Here is a 24,751-nt window from a genome sequence, read left to right on the forward strand (position 1 = left end):
TTACCTACCCATTTAGTTGTTTCTGTCTAAACATAGAATTAGCTTTATCTAATCAACGACGAGAGAGCAGGACAGCGCTATCGGAACGATCGGGCCAATACATCGATACGACACGAAACGGACGAATCAGTCCTTCTCGCGCACCGTCCCGCCGCTCAACCCCTCCCACTCCACGCGATAGCCGAGCCGCGAAAGCACCGCGCTCGCGTCGTCGATTTCTGACTCGGCGATCCGATCTTCGACCGTCGAGAACGCCATCCCCGGTTCGATGTCGGCGTCGAGCGCCGAGAGAACGGACGGACGAACGAGCGTCCGGCCGACCAGTTCGTGCTTGGGAAACTCCTTGCCCTCGATGGCGCTCTCGCTTACGCCGTGCTCGGCGGCGAGCGCCGATAGCGAAACCACCTCGTCCTCCGGGACGAGTTTGTCGGGCAGCGCCGCCGCACTCTCCGCGTTCAGACGGTTCTCGTACTCGCGGAGCGCATCGCGGACGTCACGTACCCGCACCGATCCCGAATACGGGATGGCACGCGCGTCGCGGGCTTCGAGCTCCTCGCCGACGCCGAGCGATTCGTCGACCGCGACGACGAGCTCGACCGACTCCAGCTCCTCGATCTGGGCGAGCTTCTTTTCGACGTAGTCGGGCGTCCAGAACCCCATGATCTCGAAGAAGACACGGAAATCACGGGGAGACGTCGTCCCTGCTTCCGTGTCACCAGTCGCATCGGCGGGAACCCCATGCTGCCACTCGAAGGCGAAGTCGGGGATCATCACTCGCGCGCCGGTTTCAAGCGGTTCGGGCTCGCGGGTGAGCTCCCAGTCGAGATCGAGCGCCTCGAACCGCGTGGCGAAGTCGGCCTCAACCCGGCTGTCGTAGTCGACTTCGATCACCGGCTTGGTTCCCGACGGCTGGAGATCTGCCTGTGTGAGTCGGAGTTCGCGCTCGGTGCCGCGGTCGTCGATCGTCGCCGCGAGCTCCCACTCGCCCGCTTTCGTGACGCTCCTGAGCAGTCGGGCAAATCGTGTGCCGTACCGTCTGGTCCGACGAAAGAGGCTGTCGGGACCCGTTACGCGGACCTCGCGTTCGGAGAGCGCCGTTCCTGACTCGCCTGTCTTCCGGATCTCGTAGAGCAGTCGCAGCCGCTTGACCGCCGAGACGAGCGCCTTCGGGTCGGCACTCCGCACGCGCAGCTCGGTCGCGTCGAACAGAGCTGTCTGCGCCAGCGAGAGGTCATATTGGGCGCAGAGCTCCTCGGGGTCCCAGGGAACGTCGAGGTCGACGAGAATCTGCCGCTCGTCGAGATCGGCGTACAGCGAATCCGCGACCGTCTCCGACGTGGCATCGAGCCCGTCTGCGGCCCGCGACAGCGCGCGTTCGCGGTCGTCTTCGGTCACGACGCCGACGGATTCGGCGGCCGCGAACGCCGTGCTGCGGGCACGCTTGGGGGCCAGCTCGCTGCGCGTCTCGAAGGTCGCCTCGCGTTCCAGGAGCTTGGCGAACCCGCGAACGAGTTTGAAATCGTCGGCCTCCCCTTCGAGTTCCGCGAGTGCGTCGTCGAGACCGGCGCGCGACCGGCCGACGTGACCCTGATAGACCCCGATGACCCGTGCCGCGAGCGGGCGATCTTCCCTGCCTGTGAACTGCGGGTGGTAGCCACCACCCGCCCGCGACACTCGGAGGAGGTCCTTCGTGAGCACAGAACTGTTCGAACCGCGACGGCCAAAACGCCCTCGTCCTCATACTGTCTGACGGAGTACGTAAAGGCCGGTTCGTGGCAATCCACAGTATTGCCAACGTTCCGGTTCGCGGGTTTCCGATTGGTTCCGTCCGACAGTATCAATGTCGGCGCTCGGCGACGCGCTCCTCGGCGGTCGCTTCGGTGACGACCTCGTAGAGCAGCGCCCGCCCGCCGTCTTCTGTGGGGCGTAACACCCGGCCGAGGCGCTGTGTGAACTCCCGTTCGGAACCGCTGCCCGAGAGGACGACCGCGACGTTCGCGTCCGGAACGTCCACACCCTCGTCCAGAACGTTCGCCGTGACGACCCGTGAGTAGCTCCCGTTCCGGAACTTTTCGAGGATCTCGCGGCGCTCGTTCGCCCCTGTCTGGTGGGTGATCGCCGGCAGGAGGAACCGCTCGGAGAGACGATAGACGAGATCGTTGTGCGCGGTGAAGACGATGATTCGATCATCCTGATGGCGATCGAGCAGGTCGGCGAGAGTTGCGACCTTGGCGTCGGCGTTCATCATCACCTCGCGAGCGCGCTGGTTCGCCAGCAGCGCCTCGCGCGCCGCCGGATCTGAGCCTGAGCGCATGACGAGTTTCCGGTAGTCGCTGCCACTTCGCATGTCGAGGTTCGACCGCGCGAGATAGTTCGTGAACGTCTCGCGATGCTCGTCGTACTCCGCCCGTTCCTCGTCGGAGAGCGCGACGTCGAGGCGCTTGATGTCGTAGGCCGCGAGATGATCGCCGGCGAGCTCGTCGGGCGCGATGCGGTGGACGAGCGGGCCACAGAGCTCTTCGATGACCTCGTGTGCGTCGTCGGGTCGCTCGAAGGTCGCCGTCAGGCCCAATCTGGCGGGTGCGGCGAGCAGGCGGGCGATGTCGCGATAGCCCGCGCCGCCGAGGTGGTGGACTTCGTCGAAGACGACGAGTCCGAACCGGTCGCCGATGTCCTCGGCACGCAGGTACGCCGAATCGTAGGTCGCGACAGTGAGCGCCTCGACACGCTGCTCGCCACCTCCGAGCTGGCCGATCGGCACCCCGAACTCGGTTTCGAGCTCGCGCCGCCACTGCTCCAGGAGATCGATCGTGGGGACGACGACCAGCGCCGCGGTCCCCAGCTCCTCGATGGCTTCGATGCCGATGACTGTCTTGCCGCTGCCCGTGGGGAGTTCGAGCACTCCCCGATGGTCGTTCGTGCGCCACGCCTCGAGCGCCGTTCGCTGGTACTCCCGGAGTTCGTAGGCCGAGGAGACGTCGAGCGCTGGCGCGGCGAGAACGCGGTCGTCGTAGTCGATACCGCGATCGTCGAGCGCCGCGACGAGCGCCGCGTAGCGCACGGCGGGCGCACGACCGGTCTTCGATCGCGGATCGCGGTCGATGGGGAGATCGAGATCGGCACCGCCCGCGACGCGGATGGTGCCGTCCTCGAAGCTGAGCGTGACGTCCGCCACGGCCGCCGTACGGGTGCGCGTCGTTAATCGCTGTCCATCCGCTCGCCGCTGCGCAGCGGCTTTCTGAATCCTTTTGTCCGTGTGTCGACTCGGTTCGAGCATGAGCGACAACGACGTCGGGGTCGACGAGTCGGCCGCCGAAGCGCCAGTGGACGAGGAGGACGCGGGCACCGACGGCGTGAGCGAGGACGAAGAGGGGTTCGAGAGCCTCGAAGCGCGCATCGCAGAGGCGACGACCGACGAGCTCGCGGCGGAGGTACGCACACTGCGCGAGCGCGCCGCGACCGCCGAGCGGCGCATCGAGGAACAGGACGCGGCAATCGACGAGCTCGAATCGAAACTGAAGCGCAAACAGGCGGACTTCCAGAACTACAAGCAGCGCACCGAGCGCCAGCAGGAAGAACTACGCGAGCGCGCCACCGAGGATCTCGTCGAGCGCCTGCTCGACGTCCGCGACAACCTCTCACGGGCGCTCTCGCAGGACGCAGACGCGGACATCCGCCCGGGCGTCGAGAGCACGCTGGAGGAGTTCGACCGAATTCTCGACGAGGAGAACGTCACGGCGATCGAACCCGACGCGGGCGACGCGGTCGATCCGCAGCGCCACGAGGTCATGCTGCGCGTCGACAGCGAGCAGCCCGAAGACACGATCGCCGAACTCTACCGCCCAGGCTACGAGATGGGTGAGAAGGTGCTCCGCCCGGCACAGATCACCGTCAGCGAGTAGCGTTTTTTCGCACTCGACTCGGCGACGCGGTGATGTCGACGCCGGGGCTGTAATAACAGACCGGCTCCCCGGGTGGGTCGGCGAAGCCGTTCGCGCGAAAGAGCGTGTTCTCCTCGATCGTCACGTCGGCGGGATACAGCGGCCAGGGATCGTGGTTCACGTTCGAGTAGCGAACGCTCCCGTCCGGCGCTTCGGTGTAGAACCGGTAGCGTTCGGTAAGAAACGTCGCCAGCGAGCCGGGAGTTAGATCGAGTCGTTCGCTGGTGGGTTCGGGCTCGTAGCTCGCCCGGAACCCGACGGGTCTGGCTCCTGGATGGAGGCGTCGGCTCTCGAAGCGGTTGCGGCTGTTCCCGTCGTGCTCGTGGCGCATGCGCGCGTAGTAGTACGGAAGATGATGGAAGAGGCGTGCGCCGATCACGCCGAGCAGCCCCTCGGCGTCGAGGCTGAAGAAGTAGACGCTGGGCGTGTCGTCGACGGTGACGTAGGTTCGTAGATTGAGCTCGGGGAGATCGATCCCGAGTCGGCTCGGCAGCCGACGCGGGCGAACGGCGGCGTTGGTGAACGGCACGACGGAGAGCCAGGCGCTGCCGTCGTGGCTATCGACGGCGAGCGCGTCGGGGAGGTGTGCCGAGACGACGTCGGGATCCACGGGCCAGTTGGCGAACAGGAGCTCCCGCCACTCCATCGCGAGCGCGACGACCATGCTCGATCGAGGGCGGCGAGCGGTTTGGCCCTTTCCGATCGATCCGACGAGCGGTCGTGTTGCGGTCCGATTTATACGCCGTGGGTCGGCAGTGGGGATGGCCCGAAAACCGCAGCAGGGGAGACCAGCGCGCGGTGGGATGAGTCGGCGTATCTAGCAACTTTTAACCGGCCCAAAGCGATAGTTGGGGGCAACAATGGCGAGCAACAAGATCCTCGGTATCGACCTCGGGACGACGAACTCGGCGTTCGCGGTGATGGAAGGCAGCGATCCTGAAATCATCGTCAACGGCGAGGGCGACCGCACCACACCCTCCGTGGTGGCGTTCACCGACGACGAGCGCCTCGTCGGCAAACCCGCGAAGAACCAGGCCATCCAGAACCCCGACCGAACTGTCGAATCGATCAAACGGTTCATCGGCGAGGACCACACCGTCGAGATCGACGGTGAGGACTACACGCCCGAGGAGATCTCGGCGCTCATCCTCGGCAAGATCAAGCGCGACGCTGAGGAGTATCTCGGCGACGAGATCGAGAAAGCCGTCATCACCGTCCCCGCTTACTTCTCCGACAGCCAGCGCCAGGCGACGAAGGACGCCGGCGAGATCGCCGGCTTCGACGTCGAGCGCATCATCAACGAGCCGACCGCGGCGTCGATGGCCTACGGGCTCGACGACGACTCCGACCAGACTGTGATGGTCTACGATCTCGGTGGGGGGACCTTCGACGTCTCGGTGCTCGATCTCGGTGGGGGCGTCTACGAGGTCGTCGCCACCAACGGCGACAACGACCTCGGTGGCGACGACTGGGACGAGGCCATCATCGACCACCTCGCCGAGGAGTTCGAATCCGAACACGGCTTCGACCTCCGCGAGGACCGCCAGGCGCTCCAGCGGCTGAAGGACGCCGCCGAGGAGGCCAAAATCGAGCTCTCCAACCGGAAGGAGACGACGATCAACCTCCCGTTCATCACGGCGACGGATTCGGGCCCGGTCCATCTGGAGGAGAAACTCACCCGTGCGACGTTCGAATCGCTTACCTCCGACCTGATCGACAGAACTGTGGACCCGACCCAGCAGGCGCTCGACGACGCGGACTACGACGCCGACGACATCGACGAGGTGATCCTCGTCGGCGGGTCGACGCGAATGCCCCAGGTCCAGGAACAGGTTTCGGAGATCGTCGGTCAGGACCCCCAGAAGAACGTCAACCCCGACGAAGCCGTCGCCCTCGGCGCGGCCATCCAGGGTGGCGTGCTCGCGGGCGACGTCGACGACATCGTGCTGCTCGACGTGACGCCGCTCTCGCTGGGGATCGAGGTCAAGGGTGGCCTCTTCGAGCGCCTCATCGACAAAAACACGACGATCCCGACCGAGGAGTCGAAGGTGTTCACGACCGCGGCCGCGAACCAGACTCAGGTTCAGGTGCGCGTGTTCCAGGGCGAGCGCGAGATCGCCGACGAGAACGAACTCCTCGGCGAGTTCCAGCTCTCTGGCATCCCGCCCGCGCCCGCCGGAACGCCCCAGATCGAGGTGACGTTCAACATCGACGAGAACGGCATCGTCAACGTCGAGGCCCACGACCAGGGCTCGGGCAACTCCGAGGAGATCACCATCGAGGGCGGTGCGGGGCTCTCGGACGACGAGATCGACCGGATGCAAGAGGAAGCCGAGGAGTACGCCGAGGAGGACGAGCAGCGCCGCGAGCGCATCGAGGCGCGCAACGAGGCCGAGAGCTCGGTCCAGCGCGCGAACACGCTCCTCGAAGAGAACGAGGAAGAAGTCGAGGACGACCTCCGGACGGACATCGAGGACGCCATCGAGGACGTCGAGGAAGTCTTGGAGGACGAGGACGCGACGACCGAGGAGCTCCAAGACGCCACCGAGGAGCTCTCGACGGAGCTTCAGGAGATCGGCAAGCAGATGTACCAACAGCAGGAGGCCGCCCAGCAGGCCGCTGGCGGTGCGGGCGGCGCTGGCGGTGCGGGTGCAGCAGGTGCCGGCCCCGGCGGGATGGGCGACATGGGCGGTGCTGGCGGCGACGGTGACGACGAGGAGTACGTCGACGCCGACTTCGAGGACGTCGACATCGACGACGAGGACGACGAGTCGTCGGCCTAAGCCAGTCTCGCCGTTCGTTCGAACAGGAATCACCGGTCACAAACCGACATACCAACACACCCTTACCGCCCTGCATCGTACGGATGCGGGATGGCCACCATTCGCCAACTCGTTATCGACGTTCTCAAGCCCCACGAGCCGACCATGCTTGCGGTCGCCGACGAGATCGCCGATCTGGACGGTATCGATGGCGTCAACGCCGTGCTCCTGGAGATGGACGAGGAGGTCCGTAACATCAAGTTCACCATCGAGGGCGAGGACATCGATTTCGAGACGGTAAGTGCGACAGTCGAGGACACCGGCGCACGGATTCACTCGATCGATCAGGTCGCCTGCGGCGAGTACATCGTCGAAGACGTCCCGACGGCACAGGACTGATGGCCGACGACGAGACGTCGTTGACCGACCGGGTCGACACCGATATGGTGGGCCCGATCGCCCGCCGCTATTTCGTTTCGAACGGGTTCGACGGCGCGCTCACCGGCGTCGGCGTCACCGTCGGGGCGTATCTCTCGGGCATCTCCGACGGGCTCACGGTGATCAGCCTCGGTCTCGCCGCGGCCGTCGGTCTCACCACCTCCGGGGTGTGGAGCGTCTGGGAGATCGAGCGTGCGGAGATGCGCGCCGAGATCCAGGAGACCGAGGAGGCGATGCTCGCCGACCTGAGCGACACGCGCATCGAGCGCGACAAGATGAGCAATCAGGTCGTCAACGCGCTCATGAGCGGGCTCGGCCCGCTGCTCGGGCTCATCGTCCCGCTCGTGCCGTTCCTGTTCGAGGGCACGGTCTTCTCGCTGTTGCAGGCGACGCTCGTCTCCGTCGCGATGGCCGTTGGCATCCTCTTCACGTTTGGGGCATATATGGCCTCTATCTCCCGCCAGCGCTGGTATGTCGCCGGCATTCGCATGGGGCTCGCTGGCGTCGTCGTCGCCGTTCTCAACGTCTTCCTCCCCGGCTGACCCGGGATCCTATTCGACGAGATCGCGGTAGAGCCGCCCGAACGCCTGCCGGCGCAGGGTCTCGACGGCTGCGCGTTCCTCGTTGGCGAACGTCGCTGCGACGGCCTGTTCGGAAAAGGGGACGGTGTGCCAGGCGATTCGGGGAACGTTCTCGTTACCGATGACGTGGGTCTCGTACTCGGAATGCTCCGCCCGCCAGTCGTCGAACGCCTCGCGCTGGCCGACCGAGACCTCGAGTTCCGAAGCGAACAGCGCGTTGCGCGCCCGCTCGACGACCGTGCTCGTCACGCGCTCGTCGTACTCCGGCTTGTCGAACTCCATCGCGGTCGCGACCTCCCGAACGACGGTCTGGGCCGTCGGGCCGAGCGCCTCGTAGCGCTCGCGGGCGGCCTCCTCGGTGCTCGGCGCGAACCGTCCAACCGTGTGCATACGAGCGGTTCGCCCGGCGGACGGTTACTCGTTTTCGTCCGCGTCGCCACCATTGTCGCCGCTCTCGTCGCTCGCTGCAGTTCCGTCGCCCATCTCGCTCTCGTCGCCTGTGTCCTCGGTCATCGCGCGCGCCTGTTCGACCGCGGCGGCGGTCTCGGCGTCGAGGCTCCCTTCATTCGACGGCCCGCGCGTCGGTCGCTCGTCGAAGAGCTCGCCCGGCCGTGGCTCGTCGCCGTGGTGATGGTCGTGACCGGTCGTGTCCTCGAAGACCTGGGGGAACTCGACCTCGGCAGCGCCCTCCTCGACTCGCTCGGCGAGTTCGTCCTCGCCGGACTGCTCCCAGCCCGGTGCGTGCTCGTCGAGCCACGACTCGTGGTCGTCGTCGCCGAGCAGCGCGGTGAACGCGAGGTGGTTGGCGAGGTGGCGCGCGTCGGCCTGCGGCGTCTCACAGACGGGACAGGCATAGCCCATATCGGTTCTTGGCCCTCGACGCGCTTCTATCCCGCGCTCATTCGTCGGCCGCGAGCGGTTCGGTACACCACTGGCAGAACTCGAGATCGGCGTCGGTCTCGCGCCCGCAGTTCGGGCAACGCTGCTTGCCGTCGGCAGCGGTCGATTGCTCGGTTCGGGAGCCCTGGGCGATGCGGTAGGCGTCGACCGTGTTGAGCACGAAGAGGACGAAGATCGCGATCTCGGCCTCCATCGGGAGCGCCTCGCTCGCCTGCATCACCGCGTCGAGGCTGAACCCCGCCCCGTTCTCGGGGATCGCCGAGGCCGGCAGCGCGATCGCGACGGTCGCGAACGTCAGCCCGAACCAGGTGAGGGCACGCAGCCACTCGCGCAGGTAGAGGTGGCCGAGTCCCGGGTAGAGAAGCGCCAGCGCGGCGGCGAGCAGCGGGCGTTTCCCCGAACGATGTCCGTTCATCGCCCCCACGTAGCTCGTGGGGGTTCCTGAACGTTCGGGTCCACGACGCCGCCCGGATCGGAGTGCGTTTAGTCGCCGGCGCGGTAACACCGGCATGGCGTGGGTGAGCCTGTTCTCCGGCGGGAAGGACTCCGCGTGGGCGCTCCATCGCGCGCTCGACGACGGACTGCCGGTCGAGCGACTCGTCACCGTCCATCCCGACGAGGATTCCTTTCTCTACCACGTCCCGGCGACCGAGCTCGCTGGACTGGCCGCCGAGAGCATCGGCATCGAGCTGCTCGAAGTCGAATCGGGCGGCCACGAGGGGACTGATTCCAGCGCGCGCGGCGATGCCGAGCTCGAACCGCTCGAATGCGCGCTCCGCGAGCTCGACGCCGACATGGACGACGGACTCACGGGCGTGGTTGCCGGTGCGATTGAAAGCGAGTTCCAGACCAGCCGGATCGAGGCGATGTGCGAACGCCTCGACATCGAGCTGTTCGCCCCGCTCTGGCAGCGCGATCCCCGAGCGCTCGCCGACGCGATGCTCGCTACCGGTTTCGAGATCCGTGTGATCGCCGTGGCGGCCGCCGGGCTCGACGAGTCCTGGCTCGGGCGCACGCTCGATGCCGAGGCCTTCGACGAACTCGAAGCCATCGGCGACGACTACGGCGTTCACCTCCTCGGCGAGGGTGGCGGGTTCGAGACGCTCGTGACTGACAGTCCGCAGATGGAGCGGCCGCTGAAGCTCGAGTACGAGACCGAATGGGACGGCGTTCGCGGCCAGTTGCAGGTTACCGATGCGTGGCTCGGCGACTCCTGAGGCTTATTCGTCGCTGTCGAGCAGCGCGGGCTTGCCGACCGGCAGCGACCCGAACAGTGCGTAGTGGACGGCGAACGAGACGGTGATCAGCAGTGCGATACCCGTGACGAGTTTCGTCGAACGCGATGCCATACCCGCGCGAGGGCGGCGGTGCAAAAGAGAGCTGCGGTCGGTCGCGGGTGCCCGCGAGCTCAGTCGCCGTCGGGCAGTTTCGTGTGTGTGCCGACGAGCGCGCCCGTGAGCTCGGTGCCGGCGACGTCGACCTCCTCGTCGAGGATCGAATCCCGCACCGTACAGTCCTCGACGGTTGCGTTCGGGAAGACGACCGAGCGCTCGACCGTCGAGTTCCGCACGACCGCGCCGTCCATGACGTGGACGCCGCTGCCGATCTCGCTGTTCTCGACGGTGGCGTCGGCGTCGATCGCGGCGTCGCCGTCGAGCGCCCACGCGACGGTTTCGAGGTAGCTCTCGGGCGTGCCGATGTCGAACCACGCGCCGTCGAATGTGTAGGCGTAGACCGCGCGGGTGGCTTGCAGCCACTGGACGAACCAGCCCGGCTCGTCGGGATTGTTGTCGCCAGCGAGATATTCGTCGAAGGCGAGCGCCTCGGCGGGGAAGGCGTAGCAGGCGATCGAGACGAGGGTGCTGTTCGGTTCGTCGGGCTTCTCCTGGAAGTCCACCACCCGATCGCCGTCGAGCTCGACCAGCCCGTAGGAACTCGCGCGCTCCTTCGAGCCGACGTCGTAGGCCGCGATCGTCGGCGCGCCCCGGGACTCGAACTCGTCGACGAAGTCGCTGAGCGGGAAGCTGATGAGATTGTCGCCGGCGATCACCAGCAGGTCGTCGTCGATCCCCTCGCGCTCGACGAGCTGGGCGAGCGCGCCGACGACGCCGAACTTCTCGTCCTCGTCGCTGGTCTCCTCGACGCTGAGGCGTGGCTTCGTGAACTCGCTCTCCGCGATGTGGCGCTCGAACTCCGGGGCGAAGCGCTCGTTCGTGCTCACGTAGACGTCCTCGATACGGTCGTCGGTCTCCAGTTCGTCGAAGATCCGGTCGATCACGTCAGCCCCGCCAACCGGCAGGAACATCTTCGGCCGGTGTTTCGTAATCGGCCAGAGACGTGTCGCGTAGCCTCCGGCGAGTACGATTGCATCCATGCAAATTCGCTCTCGGCGGCCGGATAAGTCCCTTTCCATTGCCCACTCCGGTGACGGTCGCCACCATCCGATGAGGACGGCCCTCAGACCGGTTCCGGAGTGCTCGGGAAGCGCGACTCGACGATGGCGAACGCGAGCGTGCTGACGAGCCCCAACAGCGTGCCGGCGGTGAGCGCGACCGCCATGTAGGTCAGTCCCACCTCGCCGAGGAGGAACGCGCTGACGGCGTAGAGCACGGCCGCGATGGCGAGCACGTAGAAGGGGGCGTTGAGATACCGCCAGCGAAAGCGCTCGGCGAGATAGGTGTCGGTGATGCGGCCGACGCTGCTGGTGATGCCCGCGGCCGCGAACCAGGGCGTCGCGCCGACGATGAAGGCGGCGATCGCCTCGACGAGGCTGAGCGCTGCCACGGCGCTGTGAGCGTCGAACGTCGTCATCCCGCGGACGCCGCCGATGGCGAGCAGCGCCGCCGCAACCACCGTCGTGATGAGCATCACTCGGCCGGCGTAGAGCCCGCGCCGCGCCCGCGCGACCGCCTCGTCGATGGCACGTTCGAGACCGAGACCGCGAAAGAGAACGTAGAGCCCGAGCAGCGCCGAGATGAAGCCGAACACCGCCGCGCCGGGCACGCCGAGCTGACTGGCGATCTCGGCAAGCGGGTAGATGAGCAGGAGAATGCCGAGCGGAACGAGGATCGTGCCTCTCGTCTCGGGATCGTCGAGCACCTGCTTCATCGTGTAGTACATCGACTCCAGGTTCTGGGCCTGCCGGACGACGACCCGCTGGACGCCGTCGATCGGGAGCCGTGAGCGGATCACCGGGATCACCGACTCGTCCTGTGCGCCGTCGGTGACCACCAGTGCGTGAACGTCCTCGCCGGTGGTCAGCCCCGCGAGGATGTGGTCGATCTCCTCGCCGACCTTCCTGTTGGCCGCAACGCCGCCGCTCTCGACGCCGGTGACGGCCGCGACCGCGACCTGCTCGTCGGTGATGTCGTCGTGGATGTGCAACCCCTCGAAGAGTACGTTCGAGTCGGAGTCCTCCGGATCGGCCGTGGCGAGCGAAACGGCGGCGCTCTCGACCGCTTCCCGACCCACGACGGGCGTCTCGACGCCGGCCTTTCGCCCGAGGTCGTCGTCGAGGTCGATACACAGCACCAGCAGCATACGGCCGGCTACGCGACCCGCCGTTAACTGCTTTCGGTGCTGGCCGCTACGCACCTAATACGTCCTAACCCACACAGGAGTTTTAGTACATGTTCTATCATTACATTTATTGGGGCCGGCCGGATCAGTGGTTCGTGTCGAACGATGGCGCACTCGTCGCCGTCGTTCGCAGGACAACAGATGTACACGGATATCGAGAACACCGGCGCGCCGATGGTGCCCGAGATCAGCCGCAACGACTCTGACGACCGAACCGACGCGCGACGCTTCCGCGAGGAGATGGTGTTGAGCCACCGACTGCCCGATCGATATCGGGAGTAGCAGTCGTCCCGGGCGCTGTCTCGCTCGAACACTGAGGACGGCCGATCCAAGCCGTACGCCTTTTCAGGACTGCGCCCCCAGTCGTTTCAACGAATGATCTCGAAGGGCTGTGAACAGTGTGCCAAGGGCGGGAAGATGGTGCTGTTCGTCTACGGCTACTGCGACCAGCGCGACTGCTTTTACTGTCCGCTCGGCGAGAACCGGAAGAACGTCACCGACGTCTACGCCAACGAGCGCCTCGTCGAGGACGACAGCGACGTGATCGAGGAGGCCCACCGGATGGAGGCGCTCGGGACCTCGATCACCGGTGGCGAGCCCCAGGAGGCGATGGCCAAGACCTGCCGCTATCTTTCGATGCTCAAAGACGAGTTCGGCGAAGATCACCACACCCATCTCTACACGGGTATCACCGGTGGACGCGAGAACATGCGCCGGCTCTCCGAGGCCGGATTGGATGAGATCCGTTTCCATCCGCCCTACGAACTGTGGGGCGACATGCACGGCACCGAATGGGAGGAGATCCTCTATATCGCCCGCGAAGAGGGTCTGACGCCAGCGTTCGAGATCCCCGGCATCCGGGCCGAGGAGGAGTTCATCGAGTTCCTCGACGAGGGCGCGGCCGACTTCTGCAACATCAACGAATTCGAGATGAGCGACGGCAACTACGAACGGATGCAGGAGCAGGGCTTCGAGCGCCGCGAGGGCCACATGAGCGCCGTCGAGGGTTCCCACGACATCCTCGACGCGATGGGCGATCACGAGAAGGTCTACTTCTGTACGAGCGTGTTCAAGGACGCCGCCCAGCACCGCAATCGTCTGAAGCGGATGGCGAAGGTCATCAGGCGCGAGTTCGACGAAGTGACCGACGACGGCACTCTCGTCTACGGCAAGGCCTGGGAGAGCGGCGACCGACTGGCGGAGCTCGGCGTCCCTGAGGAGTTCTACAGCCAGAAATCCGAACACGTCGAACTCGCCTGGTGGCTCCTCGAAGAGATGATCGACGAGGGCGACGTGAACAGGGGCGAGATCGTCGAGCAGTACCCGACCGCCGACGGCACCGTGGTCGAGCGAACGCCGCTGGCCTGATTCTCACGTCGGTTTTTGCGACCGTGAGTCGCCGACGGAACGGAATCGTGGTCGTATCACCACGTTCATACGGCGTTCTCCCCCATTCCAGATCGAATGGAGGCGTCGTTCGAATCGCTCAGAAATCGTGTGCGACGGACGGCGCAAGTGCTGCGCGGCGACGGGCGTGGCTGGACGCTCGCGGTCGTGGCCGCCGGCTGGCTGACGGTGCTCGGCGGGCGCTATCTCTTTCCGGCGATCCTCCCGCAGGTCAAGGAGTTCTTCGCCGTCTCGAACGCGACGGCGGGCGTGGCGGTCACGACCGTCTGGGCGGCCTACGCGCTGATGCAGTTCCCGGCCGGCATGCTAACCGATCGCTTCGGCGAGCGCGCGCTGCTCGGGACGAGCCTCGCGGTCTCGGCGGGTGCGGTCGTCGCGGTGAGCCTCGCGCCGACGTTCGTGCTGTTTCTCGGCGGCTGTGCGCTGTTCGGCCTCGGGACTGGACTGTACGGCCCGGCGCGCGGCACCGCCCTCTCGGCAACGTTCGGCGAGCACGACGGCACCGCCATCGGCCTCACGCTCGCGGCGGGCAGCGTCGGTTCGGCGCTGTTGCCGTTCGCCGCCAGCGTGCTCGTCGGTCCGCTGGGCTGGCAGACGACCGTCGTGTTGCTCGCGATTCCCTACCTCGCCGTTGCGGTCGCCATCCGACGGGTGCTTTCACGACGTACGCCGACCGCCAGCCCGTCGGGTCGTCCCTCGATTCGCGGGCTGCTGCGCGCGCTCTGGACCGCCGTCTCGCGGCGCACGGTGACGGCGGTGAGCGCTGCCACGCTCTCGCTGTTCGTGATGCAGGGATTGACCTCCTTTTTACCAACATACTTCATCGCGGTCAAGGGGTTCTCCCAGGAGCGCGCCGCCGCCCTGTTCGCGCTTTTCTTCGTCGGCGGGGCGCTCGCCCAGTCGGTCGCCGGCAACGCCGCCGACTACTACGGCGATCGCACGGTGTTGCTCGCGACCGCCGGCTTCGGCGTCCTCCCGCTGCTCGCGCTGCCGTTCGTCGATGGACTCGTCCCGGTTGCACTATTGACGGTCCTGCTCGGTTCGCGGCTCGCGATCAATCCCGTGAGCAACGCCTACATCATCGCCGTCGTCCCGAACGCGGTCCAAGGCACCGCATGGGGCTTCTTCCGGACGACGTTCTTCCTGATCGCTGCGACCGGCTCAACTGTAGTCGGACTCTTCTTCGATGCCGGACTCGCCGACGAGTCGTTCGTCGTGCTGGCTGCGCTCACGGCACTCGCGGTCGTCTGTTACGTCTTCCTTCCGGCACGAACGCGCGCGTAGAGGAATCGAGCGTGTGAGAAATCGACCGTTCAGACGCCGCGACCCTGCAGTTTCTCTTCTTCTGGCAGGTCGGCGTTCGCGTCGCCTTTCATGCCCGAACCGGCGTTCGTCGCGATGGCCGCGAGCCTCTCGGGATCGTCCCAGCTGTTGGTCGCCTCGACGATCGCCTCGCCCATCGCTTCGGGGTTCTCGGCACCGAAGATGCCCGAACCGACGAAGATCCCGTCACAGTCGTGGTGCATCATGAGCGCGGCGTCGGCGGGCGTCGCGATGCCGCCGGCGGCGAAGTTCACGACCGGGAGGCGGCCGGCGTCGGCGGTCTCGTGGACCAGTTCGGCGGGGGCCTCGATCTCACGGGCGTAGGCCTCGCGCTCCTCGTGGGTCATCCCCTCCAGTTTGCGGATCGCGCCGCGGATGTTGCGCTGGTGGAAGACGGCCTGGTTCACGTCTCCCGTCCCGGCTTCGCCCTTCGTCCGGATCATCGCCGCGCCCTCGCCGATCCTTCTGAGTGCCTCGCCGAGATTACGCGCGCCACAGACGAACGGCGCGGTGAACTCTCGCTTGTCGATGTGGTAGTCATCGTCGGCAGGCGTGAGGACTTCGCTCTCGTCGATCATGTCGACGCCCGTGGCTTCGAGGATCTGGGCCTCCTTGGTGTGGCCGATCCGTGATTTCCCCATCACCGGGATCGAGACCTCTTCGATGATCTCGGTGATGTCGGCGGGGTCGGCCATCCGTGCGACGCCGCCGCGCTTTCTGATGTCGGCCGGCACGGCTTCGAGCGCCATCACGGCGACTGCACCCGCGTTCTCAGCGATGCGGGCCTGTTCGGCGTTGACGACGTCCATGATGACTCCGCCCTGCTGCATCCGTGCGAACCCGCGTTTGACGAGTTCGGTACCCCGCTTCAGCTCCTCTAAATCGGTCTCGTCGGCCATGTCACGAGTTGAATCCCCACTCACTTAACGCCGTTCTTTGATCAACTCTCACTGATGGTGGCGTTGATGGCTGAATAACTAGCTCGATCCTTGAAACTCAATTTATAATCAATTAAGGGAGTGATAGTCGAACGAACGCCGAACGTTTTCCCTTATTGTCATCGTACACGTCCCCCCACTCTCCCTCGTCAACCGATCAGCACCGTTTTGTCGCGGCCGGTCGATTCTTGGCCAATGGCCGAACGACGGGTTGGCCCACTCCGTCGCTTGCTCGATGGGGCGGTGCCCGACCGCGAGGCGCTGCCGCGGTACGTCGCGCCGGTGCCGAAAGCGATCGAGGATCTGGGGCTGCGGCTCGGCTGGCTCGTCGTCGCGATCAACCTCGCGGGCACGGCCTTCGGCTTCTGGTACTACCGCTTTCAGTTCGGTCTCGAACCCGCTCTTGCGTGGCCGTTCGTCCCCGATAGCCCGGTGGCGACGCTGTTCATCGCGCTGTCGATCGCGAGCTGGAAACTCGGCCACTCTCGAGAGTGGCTCGACGCGCTCGCCTTCTTCGGCTGCCTCAAACTCGGGCTCTGGACCCCCTACACGCTGCTCGTCTTCCAGGATGCGTTCCTCGCGAGCACCCCGCTGTGGCTCTACGTCTTCCTCTTTTTCAGCCATCTCGCGATGGCGCTCGAAGGGTTCGTGATCCACCGCTACTCCGACTTTCCCGTGTGGGCGGTCGCCGTTGCGCTCGCGTGGTACGGACTGAACGACCTCGTCGACTACTTCGTCCCCGTCGTCGGCACGTACCACCACACGACTCTCCCCGTCCAGCCGATCGTCGACGGCGTCATCGAGCACGTCGTGCCCGCCCACCAGTACGTCGCGGCGGGTGCGCTCGCGCTGACGCTGCTCGCGACCTTCCTCGCGCTGGCGACGCGGGTGAAGAAGCTCGAAGCACGGGCTTGAGTTCGTCGTCGCCGCTGGCGAGCACTCGGCCCGAGGTGGAGTTAAATAGTCGGTGGGCGTACCGCGGGCATGCTCTACGACCGGGTCGCCGATCTCGATCTCACCATCGACGACTACGAACTGGCCCAGCGCGAACGGGACACGTCGAGCGGCTTCACCCGCACGACGACCGTCGTCTCGCTGCACGGCGACGGCGAGACCGGGCAGGGCGAGGACGTCATCTACGACAATGAAGCCCACTACGCGCTCCGCGACTCGACGGCGACGTTCCCCGTCGCGGGCGAGTACACGCTCGATTCGTTCTCCGAGCAGCTGGCCAGGATCGATCTTTTCCCCGATAACGAGCCCGACCAGCCGACCGCCCGCGACTACCGGCGGTGGGCGTTCGAGAGTGCAGCGCTCGATCTCGCGCTGAAACAGGCCGGGACGACCCTCGCCGAGCGCCTCGATCGCTCGTACGATCCCGTCCGGTTCGTCGTGAGCACGCGGTTGGCGGAGCCACCGACCGGCGAGCGCGTCGACGACTGGCTCGACCGGAACCCGGCGCTCGAGTTCAAGCTCGATCCCACGTCGGACTGGTCGACCGAACTCGTCGAACGGCTGGCGGCGACCGATGCCGTTCGGATTCTCGATCTCAAGGGCCAGTACCACGGAACGATGGTCGACCAGCCGCCCGATCCCGATCTCTACAAGCGGATCATCCAGGGGTTTCCCGAGGCACTTGTCGAGGATCCGGCGCTGACCGACGAGACACGGGAGCTGTTCGCGGGTCACGAGTCACGCGTGACGTGGGACTACCCGATCCAGGGCGTCGACACGATCGAGGACCTCCCGTGGGAACCGGACTGGCTCAACATCAAACCCTCGCGGTTCGGCTCGGTGGAGTCCGTACTCGACACGATCGACTACTGTCGAGAGAACGACATCCGGATGTACGGCGGCGGCCAGTTCGAACTCGATGTCGGCCGCGAGCATATCCACGCGCTCGCGTCACTGTTCTATCCGGACGGGCCGAACGATGTCGCCCCGCGGGCGTACAACGATCCCGACCCGAGCGGCGACCTGCCGACGAGCCTGCTCACCCCGCCGGCGTCGCCGCACGGGCTGAAGTGGGTCTGACGACGATAGCCGACTCGCAGTCCCTCGATTTTCCTCTTCTCTCATCCTCGGATTCGATTCTCGTCCCGCTCACGTCTCCCTGTCCGCATGCGAGCGTACCCAGAGCTCGCCGATGCGCGAGAGGCGCGTCCGGTGGGACTTCCCGTGGGCGTCCTGCTCGACGTAGCCCTTGCCGCCAGGCCCCAGCCGATCGACGTTGTAGATGACCTTCGAGCGGAAGCTGTCGGTGTACTCCTCGCTCAGCTCGCGCGCGAGCGCCTGGGCGAGCTCCGAGACGCTCTCGAAGGGGCCGTCCTCGCCGAGTTTGAACAGGATGAGCTCCTCGAACGGTTTGACGTTCGAGAACGACGCTACGGGGATCTCGAGGATGTGTTCGCCGTCGATCGCCTTCGCGCCGATCGTCGTCCCGCGCTCGTCGAACTCCGCAAGCAGGTCCCGCGCGCTGTGGAGGCGTTCGTCGATGCGCTCGTCGTCATCGTCGAGATCGGCCAGCAAGTCGATCTGCTGGCGGAGCTCCTCGGCAAGTTCGGTTTCGAGGTATTTCTCGGGGATCGTGTAGTAGGTGTGGATCCGATCCCTGTCCTCGCTCCGTTCGACGCCGATCGAGTGGGCAGCGGTGGCGAAGGCGAAGCTCACGGTTCGGGGCATCGCGCTGACGTTCGCCCAGACCCCGTGGCCGGCGTCGAGCTCGTCGTTGATGAGCGCGTAGGCCTGTTCGAAGGCCCCGTCGTAGTCGTAGACGTCCTCGACGACGAACCGCTCGGTCTCCGCGCCGAGCAGGTTCGTGAAGTCCTGTTCGAGCTTCGCCGCGAGCTTGCGCGAGTATTCGACGTTCGCCTCGCTCCCGACCGCGCCTTCGAGGAGGATCACCCTGTCGACGTCGCGTTTGTCCCGAACGAGCGGCGCGATGAGCCGGTCGTAATCGAAGCCGACCGGCACGATGTGGGTCTGCATACCCGTTCTATCGGTGAACCACGAATAAGGGTTGTCGAGTCGGATCGCCATCCGCTACCCGTTTCGACTCAGTAGACGCGCGTGCCGTTTTCGACCGGCTGCTCCGGTTGGAGGTGGACCACGCCCTCGTCGCCGTCGACGCCGGTCACGAGACACTGGCTCTCGAAGCCCGCGATCGAGACCGTGCCGACGTTCACGACCGCGACCACCTGCCGGCCGAGCAGTTCCTCGTGCTCGTACATCGTCAACCCGGCGGCCGATCGGAGTGTCTCGTCGCCGAACTCCACTTCGAGTTTGTAGACGTCCTTTCTAGCTTCGGGGAACGCCTCGACGGCGACGATCTCGCCGATGCGCATTTCGATGTCGTCGAGAAAGCGTTCAGGATCGATATCGGGTTCGTCGATGCCCATGTCATCGTTGGACGTGCAATATGCATCATTCCAGCGAAAGCGATGTGCGGCCGGCAGCCACGGGGCGGATGCGGTGCGGCCGCCGTGCGGGTGCGGCCGCGGTTTCCTGGCGGATGAAGGGCGAGGCGCGCGGAGCGCGCCGAGGGCTTCGGCGGTTGCGGTGCGTCGTAGGTGGCGTTGCTCTCCGCGCGAGTGGAGCGAGCGCGGTTCACCGCTCGCGCGGTTTGCGAGCGGGGATTTTTAGTCCAGGTTTTTGGACGGGGTTCGACTGAGCGGAGCGAAGGAGGACCCCGTGTAAAAAAGTGGGGTTTCAGTCATCGAGATGTTCACGAACGGCCGAGGCGAGCGCGTACTGCGTTTCCTGGGGAACGTCGTTCGTGCCGAGGGTTGCCGGTGTGTCGTCGGCGTCGAACGACGGGTCGAACAGCCGGAGCGCGCTGTTGATCGTCGCCCAGTCGTCGTCCTCGGCGGCGTCGCGCAGGCTCTTGGTGGGGGCGGCGAGCAGTTGACTCACGAGCGTGTCGGCGAGCGATTCGACGACGGCGTGCTGGTCGTCGGTCATCCCATCGGTGTCGAGCTTCGAGAGCGCCCGCGAGAGTTCGCGTTCCTTCATCCGTTCGGCGTTCTCGTACATCGCAGCGATGACGGCGTCGGCGCGCTGGCGCTTGTAGCGGGCGAGCAGATTGTCGAACTCGCGGTCGATCATCGCCTCGACGCGCTCGGCGGCCTCCTGTCGGCGCTCGCGCGTCGCCTCCGTGACGGATTCGAGCGCGTCGAGATCGTAGTGGGTAACGGTCGGGAGTTCGGCGGCGGCCTGTGTCGCGTCGCGCGGCTGGGCGATGTCGATGAGCAGGGTTTCGCCGGCGGATGCGAGCGCTTCGCGATCGAGCACGGGAACGGGGCTGCTCGTCGCCGAGACGACGACATCGGCGAGCGAGAGCGCCTCGGGGAGGTCGTCGAGGTCGAGCGCCGCGCCGTCGGCTTCGACCTGGTCGGCGACGTGAGCGGCCTTCTCCTCGGTGCGGTTGGCGACGAACAGGTGGTCAACCGAGCGGCCGAGCGACTGGGCGGCGAGCGTCCCCATCTCGCCCGCACCGACGACCAGCCCCGTGGCGTCGGCGAGCGTGCGCTCCTCGTCGGCGAGCCGTGCGGCGGCGCTGCCGAGCGAGACCACGCCCTCGTCGATGGCGGTCTCGGTGCGTGCGCGCTCGCCGACGTGGATGGCCTTCTGGATGCCTTCCTCGAACATCGAGCCGATCCCGCCGACCGCACGGGCGTTCGTGTAGGCGTCCTGCAACTGGCCGAGAATCTGGTCCTCGCCGAGTACGAGCGACTCCAGCCCGCAGGCGACTCGCATGAGATGGCGGAGGCTTTCCTCGTGGCCGAGCTCGCGGACGACCTCGTCGGGACTGTCGGCGACGATCGACGAAAGGCTCTCGCGGCCGTGATCGGGATCGTCAGCGACGACGTAGAGCTCCGCCCGATTACACGTCTGGAGCGAGAACGCCTCGCGAACGCCCTCGTGAGCGCACAGCGCTTCGACGGTCTCGCGCTCGTCGCGCGCACAGGCCGCTTCGATCTGCTCGACGCTCGCGCGCTGATGGGCGATGCTCACGCCGGAAATGATCCCCGTGGCGACAGTCATCGTTCGTTCATCCCCGAGAGCACGTCGCTGATCACCGATTGGGCCTCTTGCTCCGCGGTATGGGTTCCATCACCTAAAGCCTTCCAAACCCGATCGGAGCGCACGACCGCCCGGACGGCCGCCCGTCGCTGTTCGGCCGGCGTGTCCTCGCGCAACTGCTCGCGTAGCTCCCCCGTGAGCGTCGCCATCGCGCCCACACCGGCGAACTCCTCCTCGAAGCGCTCGCGCAGATATCGGCTGAGCGCCGGGCTCGTTCCACCGGTGGCGACCGCCATCAGGACGGGATCGTCGCGAACCGTCGCTGGCACGGTCACGTCAAGATGGCTCCGCTCGACGGCTCCGCCGCTCCGATCGGCACGATTGTGGAGGGTTCCGCGCTCGCGCGCGACCCGTGCCACGGCGTCGTTCACCGCCTCGTCGTCCGTCGCCGCGATCGCGAGCGCCGGGGCGATCCGCTCGAACCACTCAGGCACGTCGTCGGGCGACGGCGCGGCACGCACGCGTTCCGCATCGCCGAACTCGGCGTCGGTGAACGCCGGGCTCACCACCACGACCCGTGCCTCGCGCGCGAATCGGCGTGCCTTGCGCGCGCCGACCGGCCCGCCGCCGAAAATCAGTACTGCCTCCCCGCTGAAATCGTGCAGCAGCGGAATCATCCCCACCCACCTTTTTTACGCTCGGGTGCGCTGACGCGCACCGCTCGCGTAAAAAATCTGGACCAAAAAAACCGCTCACTCGCCGCTACGCGGCTCGCTCGCGGTCTGAGTGCTTCGACCGCACCGCACGCTGCTCGACGCTGGCTCACGTCTCGCTTTCCTCGGTGTTCGCCGCGGCGCGTTCGTCCATCCTGATGCCCGTCTTCTTCAGGATACGCGTCGAGAACAGCGTGTCCCAGTCCTCGTCGCCGACGTCGAAGAAGTCGCCCATCCGCTCTCGCACCTGCTCGATCCGGCGCTCGCTTTCTTCTTCGGAGCGGCCGTGCGTCATCGCGAAGAAGTCGTACGGCCAGACGCCCTCGTGGCGCGGGCGCTCGTAGCAGTGGGTGACGAACTCTAGTTCGGCGATCGCCGGTCCGACCTCAGAAACGAGGTCGTCGGGCACGTCCCAGACGGTCATGCCGTTCTCGGTGTAGCCGAGCGCGTAGTGGTTCGGCACGACGCCGACACGCCGGAGTCTCCCCTCGGCGAGGAATCGGTTGATCGTCTCGGCGACCCACTCGACGTCCTGATCGATCGCGTCGGCGACGTCCGCGTAGGGCGTCTCGGTGAGCGGCAGCCCGCCCTGAAGTTCGATGACGAGATCACGCTCGGCCGGCGTTAGCGATCCTCGTCCACTGGGTTCGACGTCGGGACCGAGATCCGACAGATCGAGATCCCCCTGGGAGATCGGGCCGTCGAGCAGGAACTTCGCCTCGACGCGGAACTCGTGCTGTTTCGGGAGGTTGTAGGTCTCCTGTCCGGTTTCGTCCTCGATGGCCTCGAGCACGCCCTCGACGTCCTCGTCGTCGGCGACCGAGACGACGAACCACATATTGAGATGCGGATGCTCGCGCTCGTAGTTGTGCGCGACCTCGCGGTGGGCGTTCACCTGCTCGGCAATCTCGTCGAATCGATCTTCGGGTGCGTGCATCGCCACCAGAGTGGCCGTCCCGCCGATCGCCTCGGCGTCGATCAGTGCGCCGAATCGCGAGAGCGTCCCCTCTTCGTCGAGTCGTCGGATCGTGTCGAGCAGTTCGTCGGCGGTGGCGTCGATGCCGCGCTCGGCGAGGGCGCGTGCGGCCGGCTCGAACGGGCGTTCGACGACCGGGAATCCACCCTGAAAGGCGTTGATGATGGCGCGCTCGCGCTCGTCGAGCGCGACCGTCGCGTCCGCGTTCGTCATACAGTCTCTCGGCTCGCGGCGGCCATAAACGCCCCGCTACTCGGGAACGCCGGTTACCGTGTAGCCTTCCGCCTGGAGGTCGTCGACGATCCCCTCGTGGTCGGCGCTCGTCTCGTAGTAGAACACGACGTCGTAGGTTCCCTCGCGGAGAAGCTGCTGGCACTCCCAGACGAACTCGTCGCCCTCGATGGTGAGTCCCTGATGCTGATTGAGGCCGAAATCGGGATCGTCGGTGCCCGAGTAGACGTAGGTGTCGTCCGTCTCGGCGTGTTCGGCGATCGTGTCGCCGATCTCGATGGTCGCGCGGTGGAGCATGCTCTCCTCGTTCGAATCGTACTCGGTGTGGACGATCAGCCCCTGCAACTCGATCTCGCCGGGTTCGAGCAGCGCTTCGGTCCGTCGTCTGAGCTCGTCGTCGAGCGTCTCGCTCATACCCGTCGCTCGCACCCGATAAAGATACGCTCCCCGGTCGCCGCTGCGCCGAGGAGTCGAAAAGTCGTCCGTCGTTTACAGTCGTTCGAGGTTCTCGGCGCGCGGGCCCTTGTCGGCCTGCACGATGTCGAACTCGACTTCCTGGCCTTCTTCGAGGTCGGGGCCGCCGACGTCTTCCATGTGGAAGAAGACGTCCTCGTCGGCTTCGTCGGTCTCGATGAAGCCGTAGCCGCCCGTGTCGTTGAAGAAGTCCACTTGTCCTTCAGCCATGTTTACAGCCGCTCCAGGTTCTCCGCCCGCGGTCCCTTGTCAGCCTGCACGATGTCGAACTCTACCTCCTGTCCTTCCTCCAAGTCGGGGCCGCCGACGTCTTCCATGTGGAAGAAGACGTCCTCGTCCGCGTCGTCACTTTCGATGAACCCATAGCCGCCCGTGTCGTTGAAGAAGTCAACCGTACCTGACGCCATTGCACTCGATGGGATGCACCGGTAACATAAAAACCTGCGCAATGGTCGCCCGGCCTGTCCCGCCGTCGCACGATCCGTCCGCATGCCAGAAGATTCATTTCACCCCCCCGGTTATGAGCCATGAATGGCCTCGCGCACGCACAGCCTGCTGAACCAAGCCTACGAGCGCCTTCTCGAACGCGAGATCGACGGCGCACCCACGCACGTCGCCGTCATTCAGGACGGCAACCGACGCTACGCGGACGAACACGGCCAGGACGCCGCCGACGGCCACCGTGCCGGTGCCGAAACCACCGAGGCGGTGCTCGACTGGTGTGCACAGATCGGCGTCGAGGAGCTCACCCTCTACACGTTCTCGACGGAGAACTTCGACCGCTCGGCCGACGAGCGCGACCATCTCTTCTCACTGCTCGAAGAGAAACTCCGCGAATTCGCCGACGCCGAGCGCGTCCACGAACGCGAAGTGCGGATCCGGGCCATCGGCGAGACCGACCGACTGCCCGACGATCTCCGTGACGCCATCGACTACGCCGAGACGAAGACTGCCGACTACGACGCTCTCCAGCTCAACATCGCGCTCGCCTACGGCGGCCGTGCCGAACTGTTGAGCGCGGCCCGCGACGTCGCACGCACGGTCGAAGCCGGTGATACTGCCCCGGGTGACATCGACGCCGAGACGATCGAGCGCCGCCTCTACGCCGGTCCCGCCCGCGACGTGGACCTCATCATCCGCACGGGGGGCGACGAGCGCACCTCGAACTTCCTGCCGTGGCACGCCAACGGCAACGAGGCGGCGGTCTTCTTCTGCACACCCTACTGGCCCGCTTTCGCCAAGAAGGACTTCCTGCGCGCGATCCGCACCTACGAATCACGCGAGCAGTCGTGGCGACGCACCCGCGCGCGGCGCGCGCTCGCACTGGTTCGTGCGGTGGGCGGCGCGGAACTCGACGAGGCGCGCGCCATCGTCGATCGCTTCCGCGAATATCTCCCACGCGGCGAACTCGACGGTGTCGAGCACAACGCGAACGAGACCGAACCGACGACGGCCGACTGAACCGG

29 protein-coding genes are annotated in these 24,751 nt (G+C 66.1%); 11 read left to right on the forward strand and 18 right to left on the reverse strand.

The window, feature by feature from the left end:
• Positions 1-126 precede the first annotated feature (126 nt).
• Positions 127-1,698, reverse strand: coding sequence for a DUF790 family protein (locus NO363_RS02365; protein WP_256686610.1), 1,572 nt, complete (start codon positions 1,696-1,698; stop codon positions 127-129).
• A gap of 139 nt (positions 1,699-1,837) precedes the next feature.
• The gene (locus NO363_RS02370; protein WP_256686612.1) at positions 1,838-3,175 is read right to left on the reverse strand and encodes a DEAD/DEAH box helicase family protein; all 1,338 of its coding nucleotides are present in this window, start codon (positions 3,173-3,175) and stop codon (positions 1,838-1,840) included.
• Between the two features lie 100 nt (positions 3,176-3,275).
• Here NO363_RS02370 and NO363_RS02375 point away from each other — a divergent pair, with 100 nt between their 5' ends.
• Positions 3,276-3,902 (forward strand): nucleotide exchange factor GrpE, encoded by a 627-nt coding sequence (locus tag NO363_RS02375; RefSeq protein WP_256686614.1) that lies wholly within the window; start codon positions 3,276-3,278, stop codon positions 3,900-3,902.
• On the opposite strand, the gene NO363_RS02380 is transcribed toward NO363_RS02375, so the two are convergent.
• The gene (locus NO363_RS02380; protein ID WP_256686615.1) at positions 3,892-4,605 is read right to left on the reverse strand and encodes a YqjF family protein; all 714 of its coding nucleotides are present in this window, start codon (positions 4,603-4,605) and stop codon (positions 3,892-3,894) included. The genes NO363_RS02375 and NO363_RS02380 overlap by 11 nt on opposite strands.
• A gap of 196 nt (positions 4,606-4,801) precedes the next feature.
• On the opposite strand from NO363_RS02380, the gene dnaK reads away from it, so the two are divergent.
• The 3 genes from dnaK (at position 4,802) to NO363_RS02395 (ending at position 7,683) form a co-directional block, all read left to right on the forward strand.
• A complete protein-coding gene (dnaK, locus tag NO363_RS02385; protein ID WP_256686616.1) occupies positions 4,802-6,724 on the forward strand; it encodes a molecular chaperone DnaK in 1,923 nt (640 codons plus the stop codon).
• A gap of 90 nt (positions 6,725-6,814) precedes the next feature.
• On the forward strand, positions 6,815-7,102 hold the full coding sequence (locus NO363_RS02390) for a DUF211 domain-containing protein (protein WP_256686618.1): 288 nt from the start codon (positions 6,815-6,817) through the stop codon (positions 7,100-7,102).
• Complete coding sequence (locus NO363_RS02395) at positions 7,102-7,683, forward strand: VIT1/CCC1 transporter family protein (RefSeq protein WP_256686619.1); 582 nt, start codon at positions 7,102-7,104, stop codon at positions 7,681-7,683. Before NO363_RS02390 ends, NO363_RS02395 begins: the two co-directional genes overlap by 1 nt.
• Positions 7,684-7,692: 9 nt before the next feature.
• Here the strand turns inward: NO363_RS02395 and NO363_RS02400 are convergent, their stop codons facing one another.
• From NO363_RS02400 to NO363_RS02410, 3 genes are read right to left on the reverse strand one after another with little or no spacing between them, the layout of a single operon-like run.
• Positions 7,693-8,112 carry a DUF5809 family protein gene (locus NO363_RS02400; RefSeq protein ID WP_256686620.1) on the reverse strand — a complete coding sequence of 140 codons (420 nt, stop codon included), beginning with the start codon at positions 8,110-8,112 and terminating at the stop codon, positions 7,693-7,695.
• Positions 8,113-8,136: 24 nt separating this feature from the next.
• Positions 8,137-8,583 (reverse strand): DUF5810 domain-containing protein, encoded by a 447-nt coding sequence (locus NO363_RS02405; protein WP_256686622.1) that lies wholly within the window; start codon positions 8,581-8,583, stop codon positions 8,137-8,139.
• Between the two features lie 37 nt (positions 8,584-8,620).
• Positions 8,621-9,037 (reverse strand): zinc ribbon domain-containing protein, encoded by a 417-nt coding sequence (locus NO363_RS02410; protein WP_256686624.1) that lies wholly within the window; start codon positions 9,035-9,037, stop codon positions 8,621-8,623.
• A 94-nt stretch (positions 9,038-9,131) separates the two neighbouring features.
• Between NO363_RS02410 and NO363_RS02415 the strand changes: the two genes are divergently transcribed.
• The gene (locus NO363_RS02415) at positions 9,132-9,839 is read left to right on the forward strand and encodes a diphthine--ammonia ligase (RefSeq protein WP_256686626.1); all 708 of its coding nucleotides are present in this window, start codon (positions 9,132-9,134) and stop codon (positions 9,837-9,839) included.
• Positions 9,840-9,842: 3 nt separating this feature from the next.
• Here NO363_RS02415 and NO363_RS02420 read toward each other — a convergent pair whose 3' ends face one another.
• The 3 genes from NO363_RS02420 to NO363_RS02430 form a co-directional block, all read right to left on the reverse strand.
• Positions 9,843-9,971 carry a hypothetical protein gene (locus NO363_RS02420; RefSeq protein WP_256686627.1) on the reverse strand — a complete coding sequence of 43 codons (129 nt, stop codon included), beginning with the start codon at positions 9,969-9,971 and terminating at the stop codon, positions 9,843-9,845.
• 59 nt (positions 9,972-10,030) lie between these two features.
• On the reverse strand, positions 10,031-10,996 hold the full coding sequence (locus NO363_RS02425) for a nucleotidyltransferase family protein (protein WP_256686628.1): 966 nt from the start codon (positions 10,994-10,996) through the stop codon (positions 10,031-10,033).
• Between the two features lie 83 nt (positions 10,997-11,079).
• The gene (locus NO363_RS02430) at positions 11,080-12,162 is read right to left on the reverse strand and encodes a DUF373 family protein (RefSeq protein ID WP_256686630.1); all 1,083 of its coding nucleotides are present in this window, start codon (positions 12,160-12,162) and stop codon (positions 11,080-11,082) included.
• Between the two features lie 180 nt (positions 12,163-12,342).
• Here NO363_RS02430 and NO363_RS02435 point away from each other — a divergent pair, with 180 nt between their 5' ends.
• From NO363_RS02435 to NO363_RS02445, 3 genes are all read left to right on the forward strand, one after another.
• Positions 12,343-12,483, forward strand: coding sequence for a hypothetical protein (locus NO363_RS02435; protein ID WP_256686631.1), 141 nt, complete (start codon positions 12,343-12,345; stop codon positions 12,481-12,483).
• Positions 12,484-12,576: 93 nt separating this feature from the next.
• Entirely contained in the window at positions 12,577-13,569 is a 993-nt protein-coding gene (locus NO363_RS02440) for a radical SAM protein (protein ID WP_256686632.1), read from the forward strand.
• A 96-nt stretch (positions 13,570-13,665) separates the two neighbouring features.
• Positions 13,666-14,892: an MFS transporter gene (locus tag NO363_RS02445; RefSeq protein WP_256686634.1), complete on the forward strand. Its 1,227-nt coding sequence runs from the start codon at positions 13,666-13,668 to the stop codon at positions 14,890-14,892.
• Positions 14,893-14,921: 29 nt separating this feature from the next.
• Here the strand turns inward: NO363_RS02445 and pdxS are convergent, their stop codons facing one another.
• Complete coding sequence (gene pdxS / locus NO363_RS02450; RefSeq protein ID WP_256686635.1) at positions 14,922-15,830, reverse strand: pyridoxal 5'-phosphate synthase lyase subunit PdxS; 909 nt, start codon at positions 15,828-15,830, stop codon at positions 14,922-14,924.
• Between the two features lie 234 nt (positions 15,831-16,064).
• Between pdxS and NO363_RS02455 the strand changes: the two genes are divergently transcribed.
• Both NO363_RS02455 and NO363_RS02460 read left to right on the forward strand, forming a co-directional pair.
• The gene (locus NO363_RS02455; RefSeq protein WP_256686637.1) at positions 16,065-16,784 is read left to right on the forward strand and encodes a DUF1405 domain-containing protein; all 720 of its coding nucleotides are present in this window, start codon (positions 16,065-16,067) and stop codon (positions 16,782-16,784) included.
• A gap of 69 nt (positions 16,785-16,853) precedes the next feature.
• On the forward strand, positions 16,854-17,903 hold the full coding sequence (locus NO363_RS02460) for a hypothetical protein (RefSeq protein WP_256686639.1): 1,050 nt from the start codon (positions 16,854-16,856) through the stop codon (positions 17,901-17,903).
• Positions 17,904-17,972: 69 nt separating this feature from the next.
• Here the strand turns inward: NO363_RS02460 and NO363_RS02465 are convergent, their stop codons facing one another.
• The 8 genes from NO363_RS02465 to NO363_RS02500 all read right to left on the reverse strand — a co-directional run bounded on the left by NO363_RS02465 (position 17,973) and on the right by NO363_RS02500 (position 23,692).
• Positions 17,973-18,857, reverse strand: a complete 885-nt coding sequence (locus NO363_RS02465; protein WP_256686640.1) for an HFX_2341 family transcriptional regulator — start codon at positions 18,855-18,857, stop codon at positions 17,973-17,975.
• Between the two features lie 68 nt (positions 18,858-18,925).
• Positions 18,926-19,267, reverse strand: coding sequence for a tRNA-binding protein (locus NO363_RS02470; RefSeq protein ID WP_256686641.1), 342 nt, complete (start codon positions 19,265-19,267; stop codon positions 18,926-18,928).
• A gap of 310 nt (positions 19,268-19,577) precedes the next feature.
• Positions 19,578-20,912, reverse strand: coding sequence for a glutamyl-tRNA reductase (gene hemA / locus NO363_RS02475; RefSeq protein WP_256686643.1), 1,335 nt, complete (start codon positions 20,910-20,912; stop codon positions 19,578-19,580).
• Complete coding sequence (locus NO363_RS02480) at positions 20,909-21,568, reverse strand: precorrin-2 dehydrogenase/sirohydrochlorin ferrochelatase family protein (protein ID WP_256686645.1); 660 nt, start codon at positions 21,566-21,568, stop codon at positions 20,909-20,911. Before NO363_RS02480 ends, hemA begins: the two co-directional genes overlap by 4 nt.
• 145 nt (positions 21,569-21,713) lie before the next feature.
• Positions 21,714-22,793 (reverse strand): siroheme decarboxylase subunit beta, encoded by a 1,080-nt coding sequence (ahbB, locus tag NO363_RS02485; RefSeq protein WP_256686647.1) that lies wholly within the window; start codon positions 22,791-22,793, stop codon positions 21,714-21,716.
• Between the two features lie 36 nt (positions 22,794-22,829).
• Positions 22,830-23,225: a DUF5778 family protein gene (locus tag NO363_RS02490; RefSeq protein WP_256686649.1), complete on the reverse strand. Its 396-nt coding sequence runs from the start codon at positions 23,223-23,225 to the stop codon at positions 22,830-22,832.
• Positions 23,226-23,300: 75 nt separating this feature from the next.
• The gene (locus NO363_RS02495; protein WP_007742214.1) at positions 23,301-23,495 is read right to left on the reverse strand and encodes a cold-shock protein; all 195 of its coding nucleotides are present in this window, start codon (positions 23,493-23,495) and stop codon (positions 23,301-23,303) included.
• 2 nt (positions 23,496-23,497) lie between these two features.
• Positions 23,498-23,692: a cold-shock protein gene (locus tag NO363_RS02500; protein ID WP_004055492.1), complete on the reverse strand. Its 195-nt coding sequence runs from the start codon at positions 23,690-23,692 to the stop codon at positions 23,498-23,500.
• 124 nt (positions 23,693-23,816) lie between these two features.
• Here NO363_RS02500 and uppS point away from each other — a divergent pair, with 124 nt between their 5' ends.
• Positions 23,817-24,746, forward strand: coding sequence for a polyprenyl diphosphate synthase (gene uppS / locus NO363_RS02505; RefSeq protein ID WP_256686656.1), 930 nt, complete (start codon positions 23,817-23,819; stop codon positions 24,744-24,746).
• The last annotated feature ends 5 nt before the right edge of the window (positions 24,747-24,751 follow it).

The sequence above is a fragment of the Halococcus qingdaonensis genome, assembly GCF_024508235.1.
GTDB classification, from domain to species: Archaea; Halobacteriota; Halobacteria; order Halobacteriales; family Halococcaceae; genus Halococcus; species Halococcus qingdaonensis.